We start from the raw sequence: 19,388 nt of genomic DNA on the forward strand, positions 1-19,388 counted from the left end.
ATAGTTCTCATCGTAACTATAAACCTTAAAGTGAACTATAAGGCAACTATTTTTGTTTAGGCTGATAGAAATTGCGTCCATCCATCCCAAAAATACGCTCTGAAAAATTTCCTGGCTCGGTATGATCTAAACTTTTCTTTAGCATTTGGATCGAAGCATCAAGATTATCTAATTGATGTAAAATGTCAGCCTCTAACAAATGTGGTTGCACTGGAGAACCATACTCCAATAATCCATGGTGTGCTAAGATCATGTGTCGCAATAAGATCGCATCTTCACTTTCAAGCTCGATCTTTAACACTGCGCAAGCTTTAACGATCTCTTCATCGACCAAAACGATATGCCCGATCAAATTGCCAGCTAGCGTATAAGTCGTTGCTACAGGCCCTGACAACTCTAAAACCTTACCTAGGTCATGTAAAATAGTTCCCGCATAAAGTAATGCTTTATCAACTTCTTCATATTGTTCCGTTACCGATCTAGCCAAGCGTAAGATCGATAATGTATGGAATGCTAAGCCACCCGCATAGGCATGATGGTTGGATTTAGCAGCCGGAAATTTAAAGAACTCATCATGGTATTCTTTGAGTAAATAACGCACGATCCGATTCCACGTTGGATTAACGATCTCAAAAACATATTGATTCAGTTCTTCTTCCATCACAAGTGTCTTTTCTGGTGCTGCTTGAAGATAAAGTGCTGGATCATTTGGCTCTTCAGCATTAGCTAACCGGAGCTTGAAGATCTTGATCTGGGGATTATTTTGATAATTTTCACGTTTGCCTTTCAAACAAACTACTTTGCCCGCCTCAAATCGCTTGATATCATCATCTGAAGCATCCCAAAATTTAGCACTGATCACACCAGAGGTATCAGCAAAATTAAAAGCAATAAACTTTTTACCATTCTTAGCGATCCGCGTTTCAGCTGACTTGATCAATACAAATAATTCTAAATTTTCATCAACTTTATAATCAAATAATTTTTTTAACACGCTCTTATCCTATCCATTCATTTATTTTTCCCCGTTTCGTACTAACTTTACCACATTTTCGATCCAGTTAGTAGGACTAAAAAAAGAGCCCCGCAGAGCTCTTTTGTTCATTTTAATCTTGGTATAATTCTTGAACTGGTTGGAAGATGATCTTGCTTACTTCATCCATCAACATGCTCAAAGCTTGTTCTTTCAACATCAATGTTTGTAATGTTTCAAATTCCTTAGCTTTAGCACCAGCTTCTTGTAATTCTTTAAAATCGTCTTCTGTGATATTGCCTTGCATTTGTTTTTGTTGCAATTGACCTTGAAGATCTTGCAATTCCTTGAAGCAAGCATAAGCTTTTTCATCAGCTTTCAAAGCTTCATAAGCTGTTTTTAATTCTTGGTATTGTTGTGTTTGCTTCAAATCTTGTTCCATTTGATTAGCTGTATCATAAATATTGACCATAATATCGCTCCTTTAATTCTTAATATATCTATTATAACGCACTTTGATAAAAAAGTTTTATCTAAAGCCTTAAAAAGCTAATTTCCAAATAGGCTATTTAATGCATCTTTTCCTTTTTGAAGCCATGAATCTGCAGTTTGTTTCCAATCACTCGTGCCCTCTTGTCCAACATTTTTGATCTTATCCCACCAGCTTTCAGCACTATCATCGTCAGAACTATTCTCAGCTGCCATCGTTGAAGCTGCCTTGACTTCGAATTTTGTTTCCTTAGTATATGGTAAGATGCCTTCCATCTGGGTCTTAAAAAGACTAGCCCCACCACGATCACCCGCGTCTTCGATCGAATCTTTGCTAGAATCATAGCCGACCCAGGTAGCCACAACTACATCTGGTGTATAGCCCACATACCAATGATCGGTATCTGCTGCCATCGGATCGACCCCATTACCTTGTGTCGATCCCGTTTTGCCAGCGATCGTATAACCAGCTGGTTTAGCATTAGTTCCTGTCCCCATCGTATATACATCGATCAACATACTCGTCATCTCATTAGCATTCTTAGCTGAAAGGACTCGGGTCGAATCGACTTCGGTATTGTCAACGATCGTCTTGCCCGAAGCATCAACGATCTTCGTGATAAAATGTGGATCATAGCGTACACCATCATTAGCAAAGGCCGTATAAGCACTTGCGATCTGATAAGGTGAGACCCCTTTTTTAAGTCCCCCTAGTGCTAAGCTCAAGTTTTCATCAGAAGGATCCAGTGCTATCCCAAATTTTTCAACGCTATCAAAACCAGTTTTAACTCCGATCTTATTTAACAACCACACCGCTGAAGTATTTTTACTTTCAGCTAAGGCTTTATACATCGGGAGATCACCGCCATAAACATTATTCCAATTATGCGGCGTATACTTATTAGTTCCATAAGCTTTCAATTCGTCAGGTAATTTTGAATCATAATGGTAACCCTTATTCAGTGCCGGAGCATACACGGCCAATGGTTTGATCGTTGACCCTGGTGAGCGCACCAATTGTGTCCCTCGGTTATAGCCACGAAAGACATGGGTCCCACTCCGACCACCAATGACCGCCGCTACACCACCTGTTTTGGGATCAAGTGCCACTGAAGCCCCTTGAGCTTTAGCCCCATTAGTAGCGTTGTTTGGAAATAAGTAATCATTAGCAAAATCTTCTTGAAATGTCGCTTGGTAATTTTGATCAAGCGAAGTATAGATCTTATATCCACGATTCATGATATCTGATTCACTCAAACCATACCGATCGATCGCTTCTGAAATGACTGCATCGAAATAATATGGATACTTATAGCCTGAATTATAGGTGTACGTATTATTTGTTACCATTGGTGTAGCTTGATATTCCTTAGTTTGAGCTGCCGTCAGTTTATTGTTATCTTCCATCAAACTTAAGACCACATCCCGCCGTTTTTTGGAGGCCTCAGGATGATCGGCTGGATTATAGGCATTCGGACTGGTCAACATCCCAGCTAACGTAGCTGCTTGCGGAACCGTCAATTGACTAGCTGTTGTGCCAAAATAGCGTTTGGCTGCATCTCCAACACCCCAGACACCATTGCCAAAATAAGCGTGATTTAAATACATTGCTAAGATCTCTTTTTTACTATAGGTATTTTCAACTTGCATCGCAATAAAGATCTCTTTAGCTTTACGAGAAAGCGTCTGCTCTTGTGAAAGGAAGGCGTTTTTGACTAATTGTTGGGTCAAAGTACTCCCACCACCGGTAACCGCATTACCGCCAGTTAACTTATTTTTAAGATGCATCAAACTGGCACGGGCGATCCCTTTGACAGAAAAACCATATTCTTTATAGAAGTTACGATCTTCTGTCGATAATACTGCATCGATAACGTTAGGTGAAATATCATCGATCGAAGTCCAAGTACCTTTTTGGGCGTAAAGATAGCCCGCCTTTTGATCATTTTTATCGTAGATCTCAGTTGCTTGTTCTAAAGCGTTCTTTAGACCTTTAACATTAGAAGTTTTGGCTACAAAGGTCAGATAAATACTCATGCATAAAAAACTCGCTAAAAAAATAACTACCAACCACCGCCATAATTGATAACGTCGACTCTTAGCCAAAAACCAAGTCCAAAATTTTTTACCATAGTGGCTTATGATATGGCGCAATTTTTCTAAAAAATCATTCATCGCATAAATTCCTTTTCTACTATCGTTAATTATCATCTTAGCACATCTCAACTAAGTTCCACCAAACTTGAAAAAAATTTAATATTATTTAACGAGTTAAAAAACCGTAACATAACTGTCACGGCCTTTCAAGAAATAATTATCAAAGTAGATTATCTGGATCAACATGTTCCATAAATAGTTCATACAGTTTGATGGCTAACTCGCGTGAGGGACTGATCACAACTACCGTGTCAAAACCAGCTAAAGTACCTGCAACTTCAGGTAGCGCTAAATCATCCAAGATCGCTGCCAAAACATTAGCATTTCGTGGTGTCGTATGGATCACGTTCATAAACTCGACAGTCGTGATCGCAGTGACTGCATCAGAAATAGCTTTATATAGTTTATCTTGCTCAGATTGATTATTAGCTTTAAAGATCACATAGCGCAAGTTACCATTACCATCCTGCTGTTTAACGATCTGCATCTCACGGATGTCTCGTGAGATCGTAGCTTGAGTCGCACTGATCCCGATCGCTTGCAATGCCTGCATCAACTCTTCTTGATTAGAGATGATTTGCTGATTTATCAGCTGCTCGATCTTTCCTTGGCGCATTTCTTTTTTCATAAAAATCACCTCAAGATAAAAGATTGTATCTCTATTTTAACAAACTTCTGCTAGCAAGCAAAATTAGGCTCACTTGATCTCTACCAAAAATTTAATTAAACTCATTAAAACCTGTATTCGCGACATAATCCATCACTAGCTTACGATCTAGCAGTAATTTGCGCCGTCCCCGTTTAGCCAATCCTTGATTGCAGTATTCTTTGATGATCATGTTGACTAGTGACGTAGATGCACGGGTATAAGAAGCTAAAACATTTTGGTCGATCCGCCGAGGCAAACGGACCCAGTTCTCATCTGTGACCTTCCCATAGAGCACAGCTAAGTAGAAAAGTGTATTCTTGATCCGTTCTCTTGTCGAGGATAGATTACAATAAATATTATAGATCCGTTCTTTTTGCAATTGATAAGCCATCTGCTCGCGTAACATTTCATTGAAACAAGGCGACTTATCTCGATATTCATGCATAATACCTTCGGGAATGACAATAACGATCGCTTTATCCGAAAATACGATCAGTTCTTCTTCAGTATGATCTTCATCAAATACCTCAAGCGAGGGATAGAATAACTCGTGTTGCTTGTAAAACGTCATATATTGGTCTTTATCACTTTCAAAATTGTAATAACGGCTTGCCACCAACCCACTGACTAAAAAGCAAGCAAATTCACCCTTAAATCCATTGAACATCAACATGTCGTTGTAGTCATAAACCATTGCTCGACAAGATGTGCGAAATTTTTCTTGATCTTTTTCTGATAAATTTCCGATTTTTTGAATCAGATCAAAAACATAATCCTCTTTTTTGGTATAATTGTTGATCTTCACCGTGAAACTCCCCCTTATTGTTTGTTGCACCAAGTTTATCACTAAATAACTAGAGCAAAACTTATTTATCAATAAATTATTTCTAACGGTGATTTCATAAAAAAAGCCGATCAGACTGTGCCGATCGACTTTTAAAAAATTACATTTCGTCTGGAGCTGCTACCCCTAAGAGGCGCAATGCTTCTTTTAAGACATCAGCTACGCTAGCTACTAAAGCTAAACGTGCTTCTAATTGGTCATCTTCGATCAAGATCTTAGAATGCGCATAGTACTTGTTGAAGGCTTTTGCCAAATGGATCGCATACTTAGCGATCACAGATGGTTCATATTCTGTGACTGCACGGGCAACAGTTTCTGGGAATTCACCTAATAGACGCAAAGTTTCCCAAGCATTTTCATCTGTTACTGCATATGCCTTAGCCGGATCGATCTTGGTCACACCCGCTTTACGTAAAATGCTCATTGCACGAGCATGTGAGTATTGAACATACGGACCAGTTTCGCCTTCAAAACGCACAACTTCTTCTAAATCAAAGTCAAAGTTATTCAAACGTTCATTCTTAAGGTCATGGAAGACTACGGCACCAACACCGACTTCTTCAGCAACTTGATCTTTATTGGCTAAGCTAGGATTTTTAGCTTCGATCTGTGCTTTAGCCAAAGCGACCGCATCATCCAAAACTTTTTCTAACAAAATGACACGGCCTGAACGTGTAGAAAGTTTCTTACCACCTTGTGTGATCAAGCCAAATGGAATGTGATGGATATCGTCGGACCAATCATAACCCATTTCTTTTAAAACTGCCTTCAATTGCTTGAAGTGATTTGATTGTTCATTACCAACGACGTACAAGGATTGAGCAAAGTCATAAGTACGTTTACGATACATAGCCGCTGCTAGATCCCGCGTGATATAAAGAGTAGCTCCGTCAGTCTTTTTGATCAAAGCTGGATTGAGATCGTAGGCATCTAGATCCACGATCTGAGCTCCTTGACTTTCTTTTAATAATCCCTTTTCTTCTAAGATCTCGACTACTTCATCCATCTTATCGTTGTAGAAAGCTTCACCGTTGTAAGAATCAAATTCGATCCCTAGACGATCATAGACAGTCGTGAAAGCTTTAAGTGATTCTTCACGGAACCATTTCCAAAGACGAGTCGCTTCTTTGTCTCCATCTTCTAAACGTTTGAACCAATCACGGGCTTCATCGTCTAATTGAGGATTTTCGACGTCTTCTTTGTGGAAACGCACATAATAGCCTAATAAGGAGTTGATCGGATCATTTTTAACTTCTTCTTCACTTCCCCAAAGTTCATAAGCGCGCATCAATTTACCAAATTGTGTGCCCCAGTCACCTAAGTGGTTGATCTTGACCGGTTTATAACCAGATTTTTCCATTAAAAGTGCGATCGAATTACCGATCACAGTCGAACGCAAGTGGCCCATCGACATTGGCTTAGCGATATTAGGCGAAGACATATCGATCGGAACTTGGCGGCCATTTCCAGTCGTTGCATCCCCAAAATGTTCTTGTTTAGTCAAAACATCATGCAAAACATCCTCACTAAAGGCTGCTTTATCTAGGAAAAAGTTTACGTAAGGTCCCACAGCTTCAACTTTTTCAAAATTAGTCGTATCGATCTTTTCGACCAATTCTTGCGCGATCATTTGTGGTGCTTTACGCAAGACCTTAGCCAATACGAATGCTGGAAAAGCATAGTCCCCTAGCTTGAGATCTTTTGGTTGTTCGATTTTTTCAACGATCGCTTCTTCACTTAATTGGCCATCAACTGCTGCATATACTGCTTGAGCCACTAATTGTTTGTAGTCCTTCATCATTATATCCTCCTTTAAAAATAAAAACGTCCCTTGCATAGCGTTAAATAACACTTTGCAAGAGACGAGAAATTCCCGCGGTACCACTCTATTTGATCAATATCCACTCAAATATTCACTTGTACTCTAAAAAGCGCGCTTCACCTGTTTACACGATCTGGCTTTCACCACCCCAGACTCGCTTAACGCTGCCACAAGCTACTTTTCTTCTATCATCGAGTTTTCTTAACTTAAATAAAAAACATCTCCGGCCGAAACCAAAGATGCTCTTTGAAGCGGGTGACGAGAATCGAACTCGCGACATCAGCTTGGGAAGCTGGGATTTTACCACTAAACTACACCCGCAACAACAAAGATAATTATAGCACCCTTATCTTCGTTTGTCATCTTTTTTTTTGAATTTTTATGCTGACTTCTTTTTCATGTGATCTAAAGCTACTACAGCACGATTATGGAAATCGCTCACAACTACGGTATCATCTTTATGATGTTCCAAGATCTCAACAACTGCAGAATTTTCATAGATCTTTTCGATCGCACCGACAAAATCATGCGTCAATGAAGCAAATTTATCACATGTCACTTTGTCGCCAACTTTTAATTTTGTTTCCATTGATTAATATTCACCTACTTTGCCTGGCAATGTCCTATGAATATTAACAAACTTTAATGCTATATGCAAGTACCTTAGTCCATAAATTTGACTTTATTTAAAAATTTTAACAATTCTTACTGTGATCCGCTACACTAAACCACCATAACGCTCTGTTAAATAGTCCATAATAACTCGGATAAAAGCCCTTGTCGAAGGGGTTTGCTGGGCTTTATTATGCGTCACTAGAGCAATTGTCCGAAAATGTCGCTTGGCAAAAGGATACTGCACGACATTACCTGAAAGTTTTTGTAGAGCTAATTCCGGTAAGATCCCAAAACCAAGTCCTGATTCGACCATTGCAATGATCGAGGCATCATCGATACTGTATCGGATCGAATTGACTGAAACATTATAATCATCCAAGGCTTCTTTAGTATTACGATCATAATCGATCTCTTGGAGAATAAACGGTTTATCCGCCACATCACTAGCCACGACGGCTTTTTTATCCTGTGGCGTAAATCCTTCAGGCGCAACACAGTAGATCTCATCTCGATACAACGGTAAAACTTCCAGATTCTCTTTGATCGGTAGGGCGGAAAAACCAATATCGATCTCACCTAATTTGATCTGTTGGATAACTTCATTAAAGTTTCCCTGCCAAACTGAAACTTCGATCTCGGGATAATTCTTCTTGAAGGTGTTGATCATATCAGGGAGCCAATTGATACAGACACTACTGAAAGCCCCGATCCGCAACCGTCCCTGATCTAATCCGTTGATCCGAGCGGCTTCTTCTAATAACTTATCTTCGGTATTCAATAGTTCACGGACGATCGGTAAAATCTTTTCCCCAGCAGAGGTCAATTGAACTCCATTGCGATTACGGAAAAATAGTGCAAAACCCAACTCTTTTTCTAGGCCATTGATCGAATGACTGATCGCTGATGGTGTCACATTCAATACTTTAGCTGCCGTTACAAAAGCTTTTTGCTTAGCGACCTCGCTGAATGCTTGATACATAAAATTACTCATCTAGTTTCCTACCTTGTCCAAATTATTTCCCCCTAAAAATACCATTTCTCAAAATATAAGACAAGTCAAAAAAGCTTTTAGTGACCTTCATAGCTAATAAACAACAAAAGGCCACCACAACGCTATGCATCATGATGACCAAAATTATCTCACACGCTTTATCCTAGCTCAAATTTTCGAGTTTCCCAGCAGGTCCAGCAAACTTTCCTGTGGCTTTAGCCCCGATATCATGCCGATAATAGCAATCCACAAATTCATGTTGAGCCAAATAACTATATACTTTCGCTTGTGCCAGCCCAAGGTTATCTTCTAGCGCTAAAACACACAGTAAACGACCACCATTACCCACAAACTGCTCTGTCTTTTCACTGACATTAGCATAATCGATCTTGATCTCATCTGTTGCTTTTAATTTGGGCAAAACTTGTCCTTTGAGATACTCACCAGGATAGCCAGCAGCCGCTACGACTACGCCTAAGCAAGCTTTATCAGTTACTTTAAGCACCGGCAACGCGTTACCATTAAGTGCACAGTCGATCAATTGTGCAAAGTCAGATGTGATCTTTGGTAAGACGACCTGCGTCTCGGGATCGCCTAAACGCACATTATATTCAATGACTTTAGGACCTTGCTCAGTCATGATCAACCCGATATATAAGATCCCACAGTAATCAAACTCCTCTTGCCGCAAGCCAGCGATCGTTGGTTCAACAATTTCACGTAACATCCGCTGATGATCTGTTTCTGGCAATTGTGGCAGTGGACTATAAGCCCCCATCCCTCCAGTATTCAAACCTTTATCAAAATCAAAAGCTCGCTTATGATCTTGAGCCATTGGGAGTATCCGGTAGTCTTTACGCCCCACCACAACAAAGAGTGAGTATTCTGCCCCAGACAAAAATTCCGAAAGCACGAGTCGCTTTTGCCCCTTTTTAAACATCAAAGCGATCTCTTCTCTAGCCTGTTCTTTTGTTTGAGCGATCACGACCCCCTTTCCAGCTGCTAACCCATCTGCTTTGATCACGACGGGTTCACTAAATTCTGCGAGCCCTTCAATAGCTGAAGCTGAATCAGAAAAGGTAGCAAATCTTGCCGTTGGAATAGCATACTTATTCATAAAGCGCATCGCAAAGTCTTTTGAACCTTCCAACTGAGCTGCTGTCTTAGTGGGACCAAAGATCTTTAGACCATCTGCTTCAAATGAATCCACGATCCCAGCGACTAATGCATTTTCGGGTCCCACAAAAGTCCATGCGATCTCTTCTTCATAACAAAAACCTTTAAGTGCCGAAAAATCAAGCTCAGAGATCGCAACAGGTATGATCCCATCCACTGACATCCCTGGATTACCTGGAGCACAATAAACTTGACTGACATGTGAACTAGCTAATAATTTTTTAGCTATCGCATGTTCACGTCCACCAGAACCAACGACTAACAACTTTAAATCATCTTTCATTTGCGTTTCACCCTCGCCTCTTAGTGTCTAAAGTGTCTGATGCCCGTAGTCAACATTGCGATCCCATACTTATCAGCCATTTTGATCGAATCTTCATCACGGATCGATCCGCCCGGTTGAATGATCGCCTTGATCCCATTTTTAGCCGCATATTCAACACAGTCATCCATTGGGAAAAAGGCATCTGAGGCCAAAACTGTTTCATCGTCGATAAATTCTTTAGCATGTCCCACTGCGATCTTGGTCGAGTCGATCCGATTAGGTTGACCAGCCCCGATCCCTAATGTACGTTCAGTATTAGCTACTACGATCGCATTAGATTTAGTATGCTTGACAGCCTTTAAAGCAAGCAACAATGCTTTTTCTTGTGCTTTAGTTGGTGCTTTTTTCGTAACAACAGTCCAATCAGTGAGATCTTCTAAAGTCATATCTTGTTCTTGGACCAACAATCCTCCCATGACAGAAACTGTTTCAAAGGCTGGCGTCTCATCCTTAGCACTAAAATCTAACTCTAATAAACGTAGATTCTTCTTTTGTTTTAAAACTTCTAGGGCAGCGGGCTCAAAGCTAGGTGCGATAATGATCTCCAAGAATAGCTTATGCATTTTTTCAGCCGTTTTGACATCGACTGGCCGATTCAACACGATAATACCACCAAAGATCGAGATCGGATCGGCCGCATAAGCTAGATCCCAAGCCTTTTCCAAGTTGTCTGCTTGTCCGATCCCACATGGATTCATGTGTTTTAAAGCGACCACTGTTGGCTTCTCAAATTCACGTGCGATCCGCAGTGCAGCATCGGCATCCTTGATATTGTTATAGGATAATTGCTTGCCATTTAATTGCTTAGCGGAAGTGATCGCATATTTTTTAGGTAAAGTATCTCGATAGAACCAAGCCGATTGATGAGAATTTTCACCATAGCGCATTTCAGATCCTAATTCATAGGTCAATGTCAACTTTTCTGGTGTAACTTCATGTAATTGATCAGCGAAGTAATGTGCGATCATCGCATCATAGCTTGCTGTGTGTTCAAAAGCTTTAGCCGCCAATTTTTTGCGTGTTGCTAAAGTCGTATTGCCTTTATTGTTCAATTCTTCTAAAATTTTCTCATAATCAGCTTTATCTACGACCACAGTCACATCATTGAAATTTTTAGCGGCCGAACGCAACATACTTGGACCACCGATATCGATATTTTCGATCGCATCTGCAAAATTCTTTCTAGGATCGGTGATCGTTTCTTTGAAGGGATATAAATTGACACATACTAGATCGATCGGTCTGATCGCTAATTTTTCCATTGTTGCAACATGTTCTGGTAAGTCACGTCTTCCTAAAAGTCCACCGTGGATATATGGGTTCAACGTCTTGACCCGACCATCTAAAATCTCAGGAAAATTAGTCACTTCTTCTACCGCCAAGGTCTTGATCCCAGCTTCTTCTAACATTTTTTTTGTGCCACCTGTCGAAATGATCTCAAAATCATTTGCGACTAATCCTTGGGCAAATTCAACGATACCACTTTTATCTGAAAGACTGATCAATGCTCTTTTCACGCTTATTCTCCTTTAAATATCTGCTTTAGTGCTTGAGGATACAATTCATGTTCACACGCGTGGATCCGCTGTTCGAGCGTTTCTAACGTGTCATCTGGATAGATCGGGACATGCTTTTGTAAGATCGTTTGGCCCGTATCTAAGCCAGTATCGACATAATGGATCGTCACACCGGTCTGACTTTTACCTTGCGTCTGATGATCGCTAAAAGCCCGTTCGATCGCATGTAGCCCTTGGTATTCAGGCAAATACGCTGGGTGTAGATTAACGATCCGTTTATCATAGGCTAAGACGATCTCTTCACCTAAAACACGCATATAGCCTGCCAAAATGATAAAATCTATCCGATACTTCTCCAAGATCTCCATAATACGTTTTTCATATAAAACTTTGCCCCCGTATTCTTTGACAGTAAAAGTCTCGTAGGGGATCTTTAATTTCTGGGCACGTTTGACCACCAAGGCGTCTGGATGGTCACTAAATAATAGCACCAGCTTGGCCTTGAATTCGCCAGCTTGAAATTTTTGGGCTAAAACTTCAAAATTTGAACCACTGCCCGATGCAAAAATTGCGGCGCGCATCAAATCCCCCCTTAAAACTTGATCTCGATCTTAGCTGCATTTTCAGGGCGTTTTACCAGCTCTCCGATCTCGTAAAACGGTTCAGCAGCTTGCTGCAATAAGTCTTTGACCGCTTGAACGTTCTGTGGTGCAACTGCTAAAACTAACCCGATACCCAAGTTGAAAGTCTCCAAGCAATCAGCTTGTTCTAGCTCACCTAGATCTCTCAAATACTCAAAGATCGCTGGTTTATCCCATGAGGCATAATCCAATCGTGCCTGCAATCCATCTTCAAACATACGCGGTAAGTTTTCGATCAGACCACCGCCTGTGATATGACTAACACCACTTATCAAGCCTTGTTTGATCAATGGTAAAACAGCTTTGACATAGATCCGAGTAGGTTCTAATAATACTTCACCAACACTTTTACCTAAAAGTTCTGCTGGGCGATCGTCCAAGTCTAGCTGATGATCTTTGAATAAGATCTGTCTAACTAACGAAAATCCATTAGAGTGGAGACCACTTGAAGGTAGACCGATCAATTTCATCCCTGCCTTAGGATGGCTTTTATCCAAAAGTTTACTCTTTTCGACCGCTCCGACAGCAAAACCAGCCAGATCATATTCAATTGGAGCGTACATATCAGGCATTTCGGCTGTCTCGCCCCCGACTAAAGCTGCCCCAGCTTGGCGACAGCCTGCTGCCACACCGGAAACGATCTGCGCCATCTTAGCTGGATCATTTTTTCCAGTAGCGATATAATCTAAAAAATATAGCGGTTCAGCCCCTTGAGCTAAAATATCATTGACACACATCGCTACGCAATCGATCCCGATCGTGTCATGCTTGTCTAGTGCTTGGGCGATCATCAATTTCGTTCCTACACCATCAGTTCCTGAAACTAAAACTGGATGTTTCAAATCTAAAACACTCAGATCAAACATTCCACCAAAGCTTCCTAAACTACCTAGCATCCCTAAACGTGTAGTCGAAGCAACATCTTGTTTGATCTTTTTGACCATTTCATAACCAGCATTAACGTCAACACCAGCGTCTTGATAACGACTCATCGCAAAAAATTCCTTTCTTCTTGTTGCTTGAGTGAGGCTAAATAATCAGCTTCATAATCATACAGTGGGGTCGGATATTTACCATCGAAGTAAGCGACTGTCAGGCCACCATTTTCAATCTTTCTACCACTGGGGATGTCGATCGCCTTGATCAAACTTTCTGTACTCAAAAAGCCCAGTGAATCAGCACCGATCAACTCACAGATCTCTTGCACACTGTGATCAGCTGCGATCAATTCTGCTCTAGTTGAAATATCGATCCCATAAAAACATGGAAAGCGCAATGGGGGCGAAGCGATCCGCATATGTACTTCTTTAGCGCCCGCCTCTTTTAAAAGCTTAACGATCTGCTTTGAAGTCGTTCCACGAACGATCGAATCATCGATGATCGCAACTTTTTTCCCTTCAACGACCCCACGAACAGCCGAAAGTTTTAATTTGACACCACGTTCACGCAACTCTTGGGTCGGCTGGATAAAAGTTCTAGCCACATATTGACTCTTGATCAAACCCATTTCATATGGTAATCCAACTTCTTCGGCAAAGCCCGAAGCTGCTGATAAAGATGAATTGGGAACGCCGATCACGATATCAGCATCAACTGGCTGTTCTTTTGCTAATAGACGTCCCATCCGTTTGCGAGCAGTATGCACATTGACACCGTGGATGATCGAATCCGGTCGTGCAAAATAAATGTATTCCATTGAACAAACTGCTAATTTAGTGTCGTCAGTATAAGTATCGATATGCAGACCCTCTTTATCGATAATGATCAATTCACCTGGCTCGACATCTCGTACGAATTTAGCGCCGATCATATCCAAAGCACAAGTCTCGCTTGCAACGACATAGGCTTTATTTTTAAGTTGTCCGATACATAACGGCCGAAAGCCATTAGGATCTAAAGCTGCGATCAAGCGATCCTTTTGTAGCAAAAGAAATGCAAAACCACCCTTGACCTCATTTAAGCTTGCTTTTAAGGCATCGATAAAATCCAGATCTCGCTTTTGCCTGATCAAATGGATCAAGATCTCGGTATCAGAATTAGAGTGAAAAACTGAGCCCGCTTTTTCCAATTGACGCCTAAGACTTTTAGCATTGGTCAAATTACCATTATGTGCCAACGCAACTTCATCATCATAGAAGTTGAATAAAAAAGGCTGGAGATTGTTGATCGAATCGTTGCCGCTAGTTGCATAGCGAACATGACCGATCGCAGCGCTCCCGTCTAAACTATCCAGATCAGCTTCATTGGAAAAGACCTCAGCCAATAACCCTTTATTTCTGAATTGTTTGAGCTTAGTACCATCACTTGAGACGATCCCCGCACCTTCTTGACCGCGGTGTTGTAGACTGTGTAAGCCAAAATACGTCAGTTGATTGGCCTTTTTAGTATCAAAAACACCAAATACACCACATTCTTCGTTTAATCCTTTGATTTCATGAGGCACGGTATCGCTTCCTCCCATAATTTTTGTGCTTCGCTTACTTCAACTTCAAATTCTGCATCAGTTAAGGTCACGACTAACTCAGGCACGCTATTCACTTCACCTAAAAAGCTTTGCGCTGTCCCCAAAGTTTTTTCAAATTCAGTGCGCTTATTTTGAGGAACACTGACGATAAAACGACCTGGTGTTTCACTAAAGAATTCTGAACTACTCAAGTTTAGCGTTACTTTAGCCCCCAGCTCACTGTTAAATAATGTTTCAGCTAAACAAACACCTAAACCACCTTCACTAGCATCGTGACTGCTCGTGACCAACCCATTTTTCATGGCTGTTAAAAGTTGTTTCATTACCTTATTCAAATTAGACAGATCTAATTCATTTAGAGCCCCAAAGATCTTACCAGTCTGCATCTTTTGGATCTCACTACCTGAAAAGTCAGCTTTTGTCTTTGTACCAACTAAATACAAAGCATCGCCCGCATTTTTTACAGTCGAAGGTATGATATGCTCAACATCTTCGACCAACCCGACCATACCGACCATCGGAGTTCCGTAGATCGCTTCACCATTGGTCTCGTTATATAAAGACACGTTACCTGAGATAACTGGCGTATCAAAAATTTCACAGGCTTGTGCCATCCCCGCAACAGAATGGTGTAATTCATAGTAGATCTCAGGATCATTGGGATCACCATAATTCAAACAATCTGTCATCGCTAGCGGTAAAGCACCAGTAGAAATAACGTTTGCACAGGCTTCAGCGACTGCCATTTGCCCACCGATCTTTGGATCTAAATAGATAAAACGTCCATTACCATCTGTTGTCATCGCTAAGGCTTTATTAGTTTTCCTAACTCGGATCACACCAGCATCGCTTCCTGGTCCTAAAACTGTACTCGTGCGTACTTGTGAATCATAAGTCTGTGTAAACATTTCTTTTGAAGCGATCGTTGGTCGTTGTAATAACTCGAGTAAAGTTTGTTTAGGGTCGGTGACTGTTGGGATCCACTGTGACATTTCTTTAGCTTCGAGCAAACGTTTGGGTACTTTTTCTTGGCTTGGTTCTTCTAAAACATCATCAGTTAACGTTTTGACCGGGATATCACAGACTACTTGACCATGATGTTTCAAAAGATATTGACCATCATCTGTTACACGCCCGATCACAACTGCTTCAAGATCAAAATCTTTGAACAATTCGATGACCTTTTCTTCATATCCCTTATGCACACAAAGTAACATCCGTTCCTGTGATTCAGATAACATGATCTCATAAGCTGACATTTCACTTTCACGTTGCGGTACTCTATCTAACTCTAAAACTAATCCGCTATCCGCCTTTGAGGCCATCTCACAAGAAGACGAAGCGATCCCTGCTGCTCCCATATCTTGGATCCCGACCAACCAATCTTTATGGTCATGGGTCAATTTCAAACAAGCTTCCATGAGTAATTTTTCCATAAATGGATTGCCGACCTGAACAGCTGAACGTTGCGTCTCTTTTTCATCACTGAAATCACTTGAGGCAAAAGTCGCACCGTGGATCCCATCACGACCAGTCTTAGCGCCAACATAGATCACCGCATTACCAACACCAGCCGCACGTCCTTTTTGCATGTCTTTTTGTTCCATCAAACCGACACTCATCGCATTAACTAAACAGTTGCCACGATAACATTCATCAAACGTCATCTCACCGCCAACAGTTGGGATCCCCATACAGTTACCATAACCGCCGATCCCTGCCACGACGCCATTGACTAAGTATTTGGTCCGCGCATCTGTCAATTCGCCAAAATGTAATGAGTCAAGTGAGGCAACGGGACGCGCACCCATGCTAAAAATATCGCGTAAGATCCCGCCGACCCCAGTTGCCGCACCTTCGTAGGGTTCAACAGCGGAAGGATGATTGTGACTTTCAGCTTTAAAAACTACTGCTAAGCCATCACCAATATCAACGATCCCTGCACCTTCCCCTGGTCCTTGTAAAACACGTTCATTTTTGGTAGGAAATAAGCGCAAAACTGGCTTAGACTTCTTATAAGAACAATGCTCACTCCACATGACCGAAAACAAGCCCGTTTCCGTATAGTTTGGTAAGCGATGGAGCAATTCATTGCAGATATGATCGTATTCTTTTTGCGTCAAACCCCATTCAAGATATGGTTTTTTGGTTTTGATCTCTTCTGGTGTCATTTCAGCCATTAGCTTTCCTCCATTTTAACTGTGCCATTTTCCAATAATGATTTAAAGACGCGTAAACCATCTTCATTGCCTAATAAGGCTTCCACTGCTCGTTCTGGGTGTGGCATCATTCCCAAAACATTTCCTTTCTTATTGCAGATCCCCGCAATATCATGCAAACTACCATTGGGATTTTCACCAGCATAGCGGAAAACAACTTGTCCATTAGCTTCAAGCTTAGACAAAGTAGCTTCATCAGCAAAGTAACTGCCATCAGCATGTGCGATCGGTAACTTGATCACTTCACCTTGCTGATATTGGTGTGTAAATGGTGTTTTAGTGTTTTCGACTCTTAAAGGTACTGTCTTACAAACAAATTTCAAACTATTATTTTGTTTCAATGCGCCTGGCAACAAACCGGCTTCAGTCAAGATCTGGAAACCATTGCAAGTTCCAAAGACTGGTTTACCTGCTTTGGCCATTTTTATGATCTCAGGCATGACCTTTGAAAAACGTGCGATCGCACCACAACGTAAGTGATCTCCATAAGAAAAACCACCGGGTAACATCACGGCATCAAAATCACTCATATCTTCACATTTATGCGAAACATACTCTACATCTGCATCCAAAACTGTATGCAAAGCTTCGTAGAGATCGATATCACAATTGGACCCTGGAAAAACAACGACTGCGATCTTCATTAGGCTTCCTCCATGATCTCATAGCGATAAGTTTCAAGATTGAAGTTGACCAGTAATTCTTCAGCTACTTCTTTAACTGCGGTTTCGATACCTTTTTTACTTGGATCAAGAGTTACATCAAAAAATTTACCTACTTTAACATCTTTGACTTCATCATGCCCTAATGCATGGATCGCTTGTTTAATCGTGTCACCTTGGGGATCAAAGACGGATTCCTTATAAGTCACATAGATCCTTACGTCAGTCATTACTTTTCCTCCTCTAAAGCTTGTTGTAAGCGAGCTAAAACTTCTTCATAAACCGGGGTCAATTCACCTAGATCTTGTCGATAAACATCTTTGTCCATATGGGCTTTAGTTTTCTTGTCCCAAAGCCGGCAATTATCAGGTGAAAATTCATCTGCTAAGACTAAAGTTCCGTCACTCAAACGACCAAATTCAAGTTTGAAGTCCACTAAAGTCAGATCAGCTTTAGCAAATAATGCTGTTAGCAATTGATTGGTCTTTCGCGAAAGATCCCAGATCTCTGTGAGTTCGGCTTTGGTCGCTAAGCCAAGGGCTAAAATCTGTGATTCGTTGATGAAAGGGTCATCTAAAACATCACTTTTGTAGTATGTTTCTTCAACTGGTGTCTCAAACACCAGACCATCTTTAACTCCAAAGCGTGTGACAAAGTGACCAGTGGCTAGATTACGTGTCACCGCTTCGAGTGGAATGATCTCAACTTTATGTACCAATTCTTCTGTCGGGGATAACTTTTTGATGAAGTGAGTCTTGATCCCTTGCTTGGCCAAGTATTCAAAGACCAATGTCGAGATCTCATTATTGATCTGTCCTTTACCTTTGATCTGATCTTTTTTCTTGCCATTCAAAGCAGTTGCCTGATCCATATAAACGACTCGCAAGACTTCTGGATCATCTGTACTCCACATTTGTTTTGCTTTTCCTGTATAAATTACTTCATCCATGGCTATATTTTTGCTCCTTTAACTTTAAAAACGAACTTTCAAACAACATGCAACAAATATAATTCGACAATTCACATCTATAAGATAACAAACTCCTTTTATCACGTCAACAAAAATGCCGAATATTTATTGTTAAAATTTTAAAAATATAAACTTAAATATACAAAAATAACAAAATTAAATATGTTCGCCGATACAAACACACCGTAAAACACGAACTTTACCAATCGAACGATCTAATTATATCCATTATCAAAATGCATCACTTTAGATCGTTGCCACTTCCTTAAAGCATTTCATCTATCTTGTGTAATGTAGCACTACCTAGTTTTGATCTGCACCATTAATTAAAAGTTTATCTATATTGACCCGCTTACTAGCTTTAGTACTATAACTTCCTAAGTCAGCATGAATCTTTTGACCTAAAATTGCTTTGTCAATATCATCAATGAAACCTGTAATACCTTATTTAGCCGTCAATAACCTTTCTTCCATACTTTCAGAAGTATCGACCACGAAAACCACATCAAATATTTTTCTTAGCAGACCGAATTACCACAAACATTCAAAAATACATCAAAAGTCCTTAAAAATAATGGTATCATTTGACTCACCCCCTAACTTGATGGTTCCTAACATTTTTTTGACCTGTCAATTGTATCCTAGGTCCGATGTTATCCCATAAACCATAAAACAAAAATAACTAATATACCTAAAATCATATATAATATAAAAAAGCCTCGATCCTGTGGACGGCTATAATGCCCTCTAAGTATACAGATGAAATAGAAAATTCATCTTATACTTGGAGGGTATTTTATATGTCTAGGAAATCAAAATACAGTGCAGAACAAAAATTAGCTATACTAAATGAACTAACTCGTTCTAATATCAG

The 19,388-nt window shown here is 40.5% G+C and carries 17 protein-coding genes and 1 tRNA gene; all 18 read right to left on the reverse strand.

The features are described from left to right. Window positions 1-46: 46 nt before the first annotated feature. The 18 genes from Q9Q35_RS08370 to purC all read right to left on the reverse strand — a co-directional run bounded on the left by Q9Q35_RS08370 (window position 47) and on the right by purC (window position 18,493). Window positions 47-994 (reverse strand): 3'-5' exoribonuclease YhaM family protein, encoded by a 948-nt coding sequence (locus tag Q9Q35_RS08370; protein ID WP_304652957.1) that lies wholly within the window; start codon window positions 992-994, stop codon window positions 47-49. A gap of 112 nt (window positions 995-1,106) precedes the next feature. Further along, the gene (locus Q9Q35_RS08375) at window positions 1,107-1,445 is read right to left on the reverse strand and encodes a YlbF family regulator (protein WP_304652958.1); all 339 of its coding nucleotides are present in this window, start codon (window positions 1,443-1,445) and stop codon (window positions 1,107-1,109) included. Window positions 1,446-1,522: 77 nt separating this feature from the next. Next, window positions 1,523-3,637, reverse strand: coding sequence for a PBP1A family penicillin-binding protein (locus tag Q9Q35_RS08380; protein WP_304652959.1), 2,115 nt, complete (start codon window positions 3,635-3,637; stop codon window positions 1,523-1,525). A gap of 142 nt (window positions 3,638-3,779) precedes the next feature. Continuing rightward, window positions 3,780-4,247 (reverse strand): arginine repressor, encoded by a 468-nt coding sequence (locus tag Q9Q35_RS08385; protein WP_304652960.1) that lies wholly within the window; start codon window positions 4,245-4,247, stop codon window positions 3,780-3,782. 91 nt (window positions 4,248-4,338) lie between these two features. Further along, window positions 4,339-5,073: a Crp/Fnr family transcriptional regulator gene (locus tag Q9Q35_RS08390; RefSeq protein WP_304652961.1), complete on the reverse strand. Its 735-nt coding sequence runs from the start codon at window positions 5,071-5,073 to the stop codon at window positions 4,339-4,341. A 139-nt stretch (window positions 5,074-5,212) separates the two neighbouring features. Beyond that, a complete protein-coding gene (argS, locus tag Q9Q35_RS08395; RefSeq protein ID WP_304652962.1) occupies window positions 5,213-6,910 on the reverse strand; it encodes an arginine--tRNA ligase in 1,698 nt (565 codons plus the stop codon). A gap of 274 nt (window positions 6,911-7,184) precedes the next feature. Next, window positions 7,185-7,255 (reverse strand) — tRNA-Gly (locus Q9Q35_RS08400). A 58-nt stretch (window positions 7,256-7,313) separates the two neighbouring features. Then, complete coding sequence (locus Q9Q35_RS08405; protein WP_304652963.1) at window positions 7,314-7,523, reverse strand: DUF2187 domain-containing protein; 210 nt, start codon at window positions 7,521-7,523, stop codon at window positions 7,314-7,316. Between the two features lie 129 nt (window positions 7,524-7,652). Beyond that, on the reverse strand, window positions 7,653-8,540 hold the full coding sequence (locus Q9Q35_RS08410; RefSeq protein ID WP_304652964.1) for a LysR family transcriptional regulator: 888 nt from the start codon (window positions 8,538-8,540) through the stop codon (window positions 7,653-7,655). Window positions 8,541-8,703: 163 nt separating this feature from the next. After that, the gene (gene purD / locus Q9Q35_RS08415) at window positions 8,704-9,999 is read right to left on the reverse strand and encodes a phosphoribosylamine--glycine ligase (protein ID WP_304652965.1); all 1,296 of its coding nucleotides are present in this window, start codon (window positions 9,997-9,999) and stop codon (window positions 8,704-8,706) included. Between the two features lie 20 nt (window positions 10,000-10,019). Continuing rightward, window positions 10,020-11,558: a bifunctional phosphoribosylaminoimidazolecarboxamide formyltransferase/IMP cyclohydrolase gene (purH, locus tag Q9Q35_RS08420; RefSeq protein ID WP_304652966.1), complete on the reverse strand. Its 1,539-nt coding sequence runs from the start codon at window positions 11,556-11,558 to the stop codon at window positions 10,020-10,022. A 2-nt stretch (window positions 11,559-11,560) separates the two neighbouring features. Then, window positions 11,561-12,139 (reverse strand): phosphoribosylglycinamide formyltransferase, encoded by a 579-nt coding sequence (purN, locus tag Q9Q35_RS08425; RefSeq protein ID WP_304652967.1) that lies wholly within the window; start codon window positions 12,137-12,139, stop codon window positions 11,561-11,563. An 11-nt stretch (window positions 12,140-12,150) separates the two neighbouring features. After that, complete coding sequence (gene purM / locus Q9Q35_RS08430) at window positions 12,151-13,191, reverse strand: phosphoribosylformylglycinamidine cyclo-ligase (protein ID WP_304652968.1); 1,041 nt, start codon at window positions 13,189-13,191, stop codon at window positions 12,151-12,153. Continuing rightward, window positions 13,188-14,642, reverse strand: a complete 1,455-nt coding sequence (gene purF / locus Q9Q35_RS08435) for an amidophosphoribosyltransferase (RefSeq protein ID WP_304652969.1) — start codon at window positions 14,640-14,642, stop codon at window positions 13,188-13,190. Before purF ends, purM begins: the two co-directional genes overlap by 4 nt. Beyond that, a complete protein-coding gene (gene purL / locus Q9Q35_RS08440) occupies window positions 14,618-16,843 on the reverse strand; it encodes a phosphoribosylformylglycinamidine synthase subunit PurL (protein ID WP_304652970.1) in 2,226 nt (741 codons plus the stop codon). The genes purF and purL overlap by 25 nt, the downstream gene beginning before the upstream one ends. Beyond that, window positions 16,843-17,526 carry a phosphoribosylformylglycinamidine synthase subunit PurQ gene (purQ, locus tag Q9Q35_RS08445; RefSeq protein WP_304652971.1) on the reverse strand — a complete coding sequence of 228 codons (684 nt, stop codon included), beginning with the start codon at window positions 17,524-17,526 and terminating at the stop codon, window positions 16,843-16,845. Before purQ ends, purL begins: the two co-directional genes overlap by 1 nt. After that, window positions 17,526-17,774 carry a phosphoribosylformylglycinamidine synthase subunit PurS gene (purS, locus tag Q9Q35_RS08450; protein WP_304652972.1) on the reverse strand — a complete coding sequence of 83 codons (249 nt, stop codon included), beginning with the start codon at window positions 17,772-17,774 and terminating at the stop codon, window positions 17,526-17,528. Before purS ends, purQ begins: the two co-directional genes overlap by 1 nt. Further along, on the reverse strand, window positions 17,774-18,493 hold the full coding sequence (gene purC, locus Q9Q35_RS08455; protein ID WP_304652973.1) for a phosphoribosylaminoimidazolesuccinocarboxamide synthase: 720 nt from the start codon (window positions 18,491-18,493) through the stop codon (window positions 17,774-17,776). The genes purS and purC overlap by 1 nt, the downstream gene beginning before the upstream one ends. Window positions 18,494-19,388 lie beyond the last annotated feature (895 nt).

This window comes from uncultured Ligilactobacillus sp. (assembly GCF_948826705.1).
GTDB lineage: Bacteria > Bacillota > Bacilli > Lactobacillales > Lactobacillaceae > Ligilactobacillus.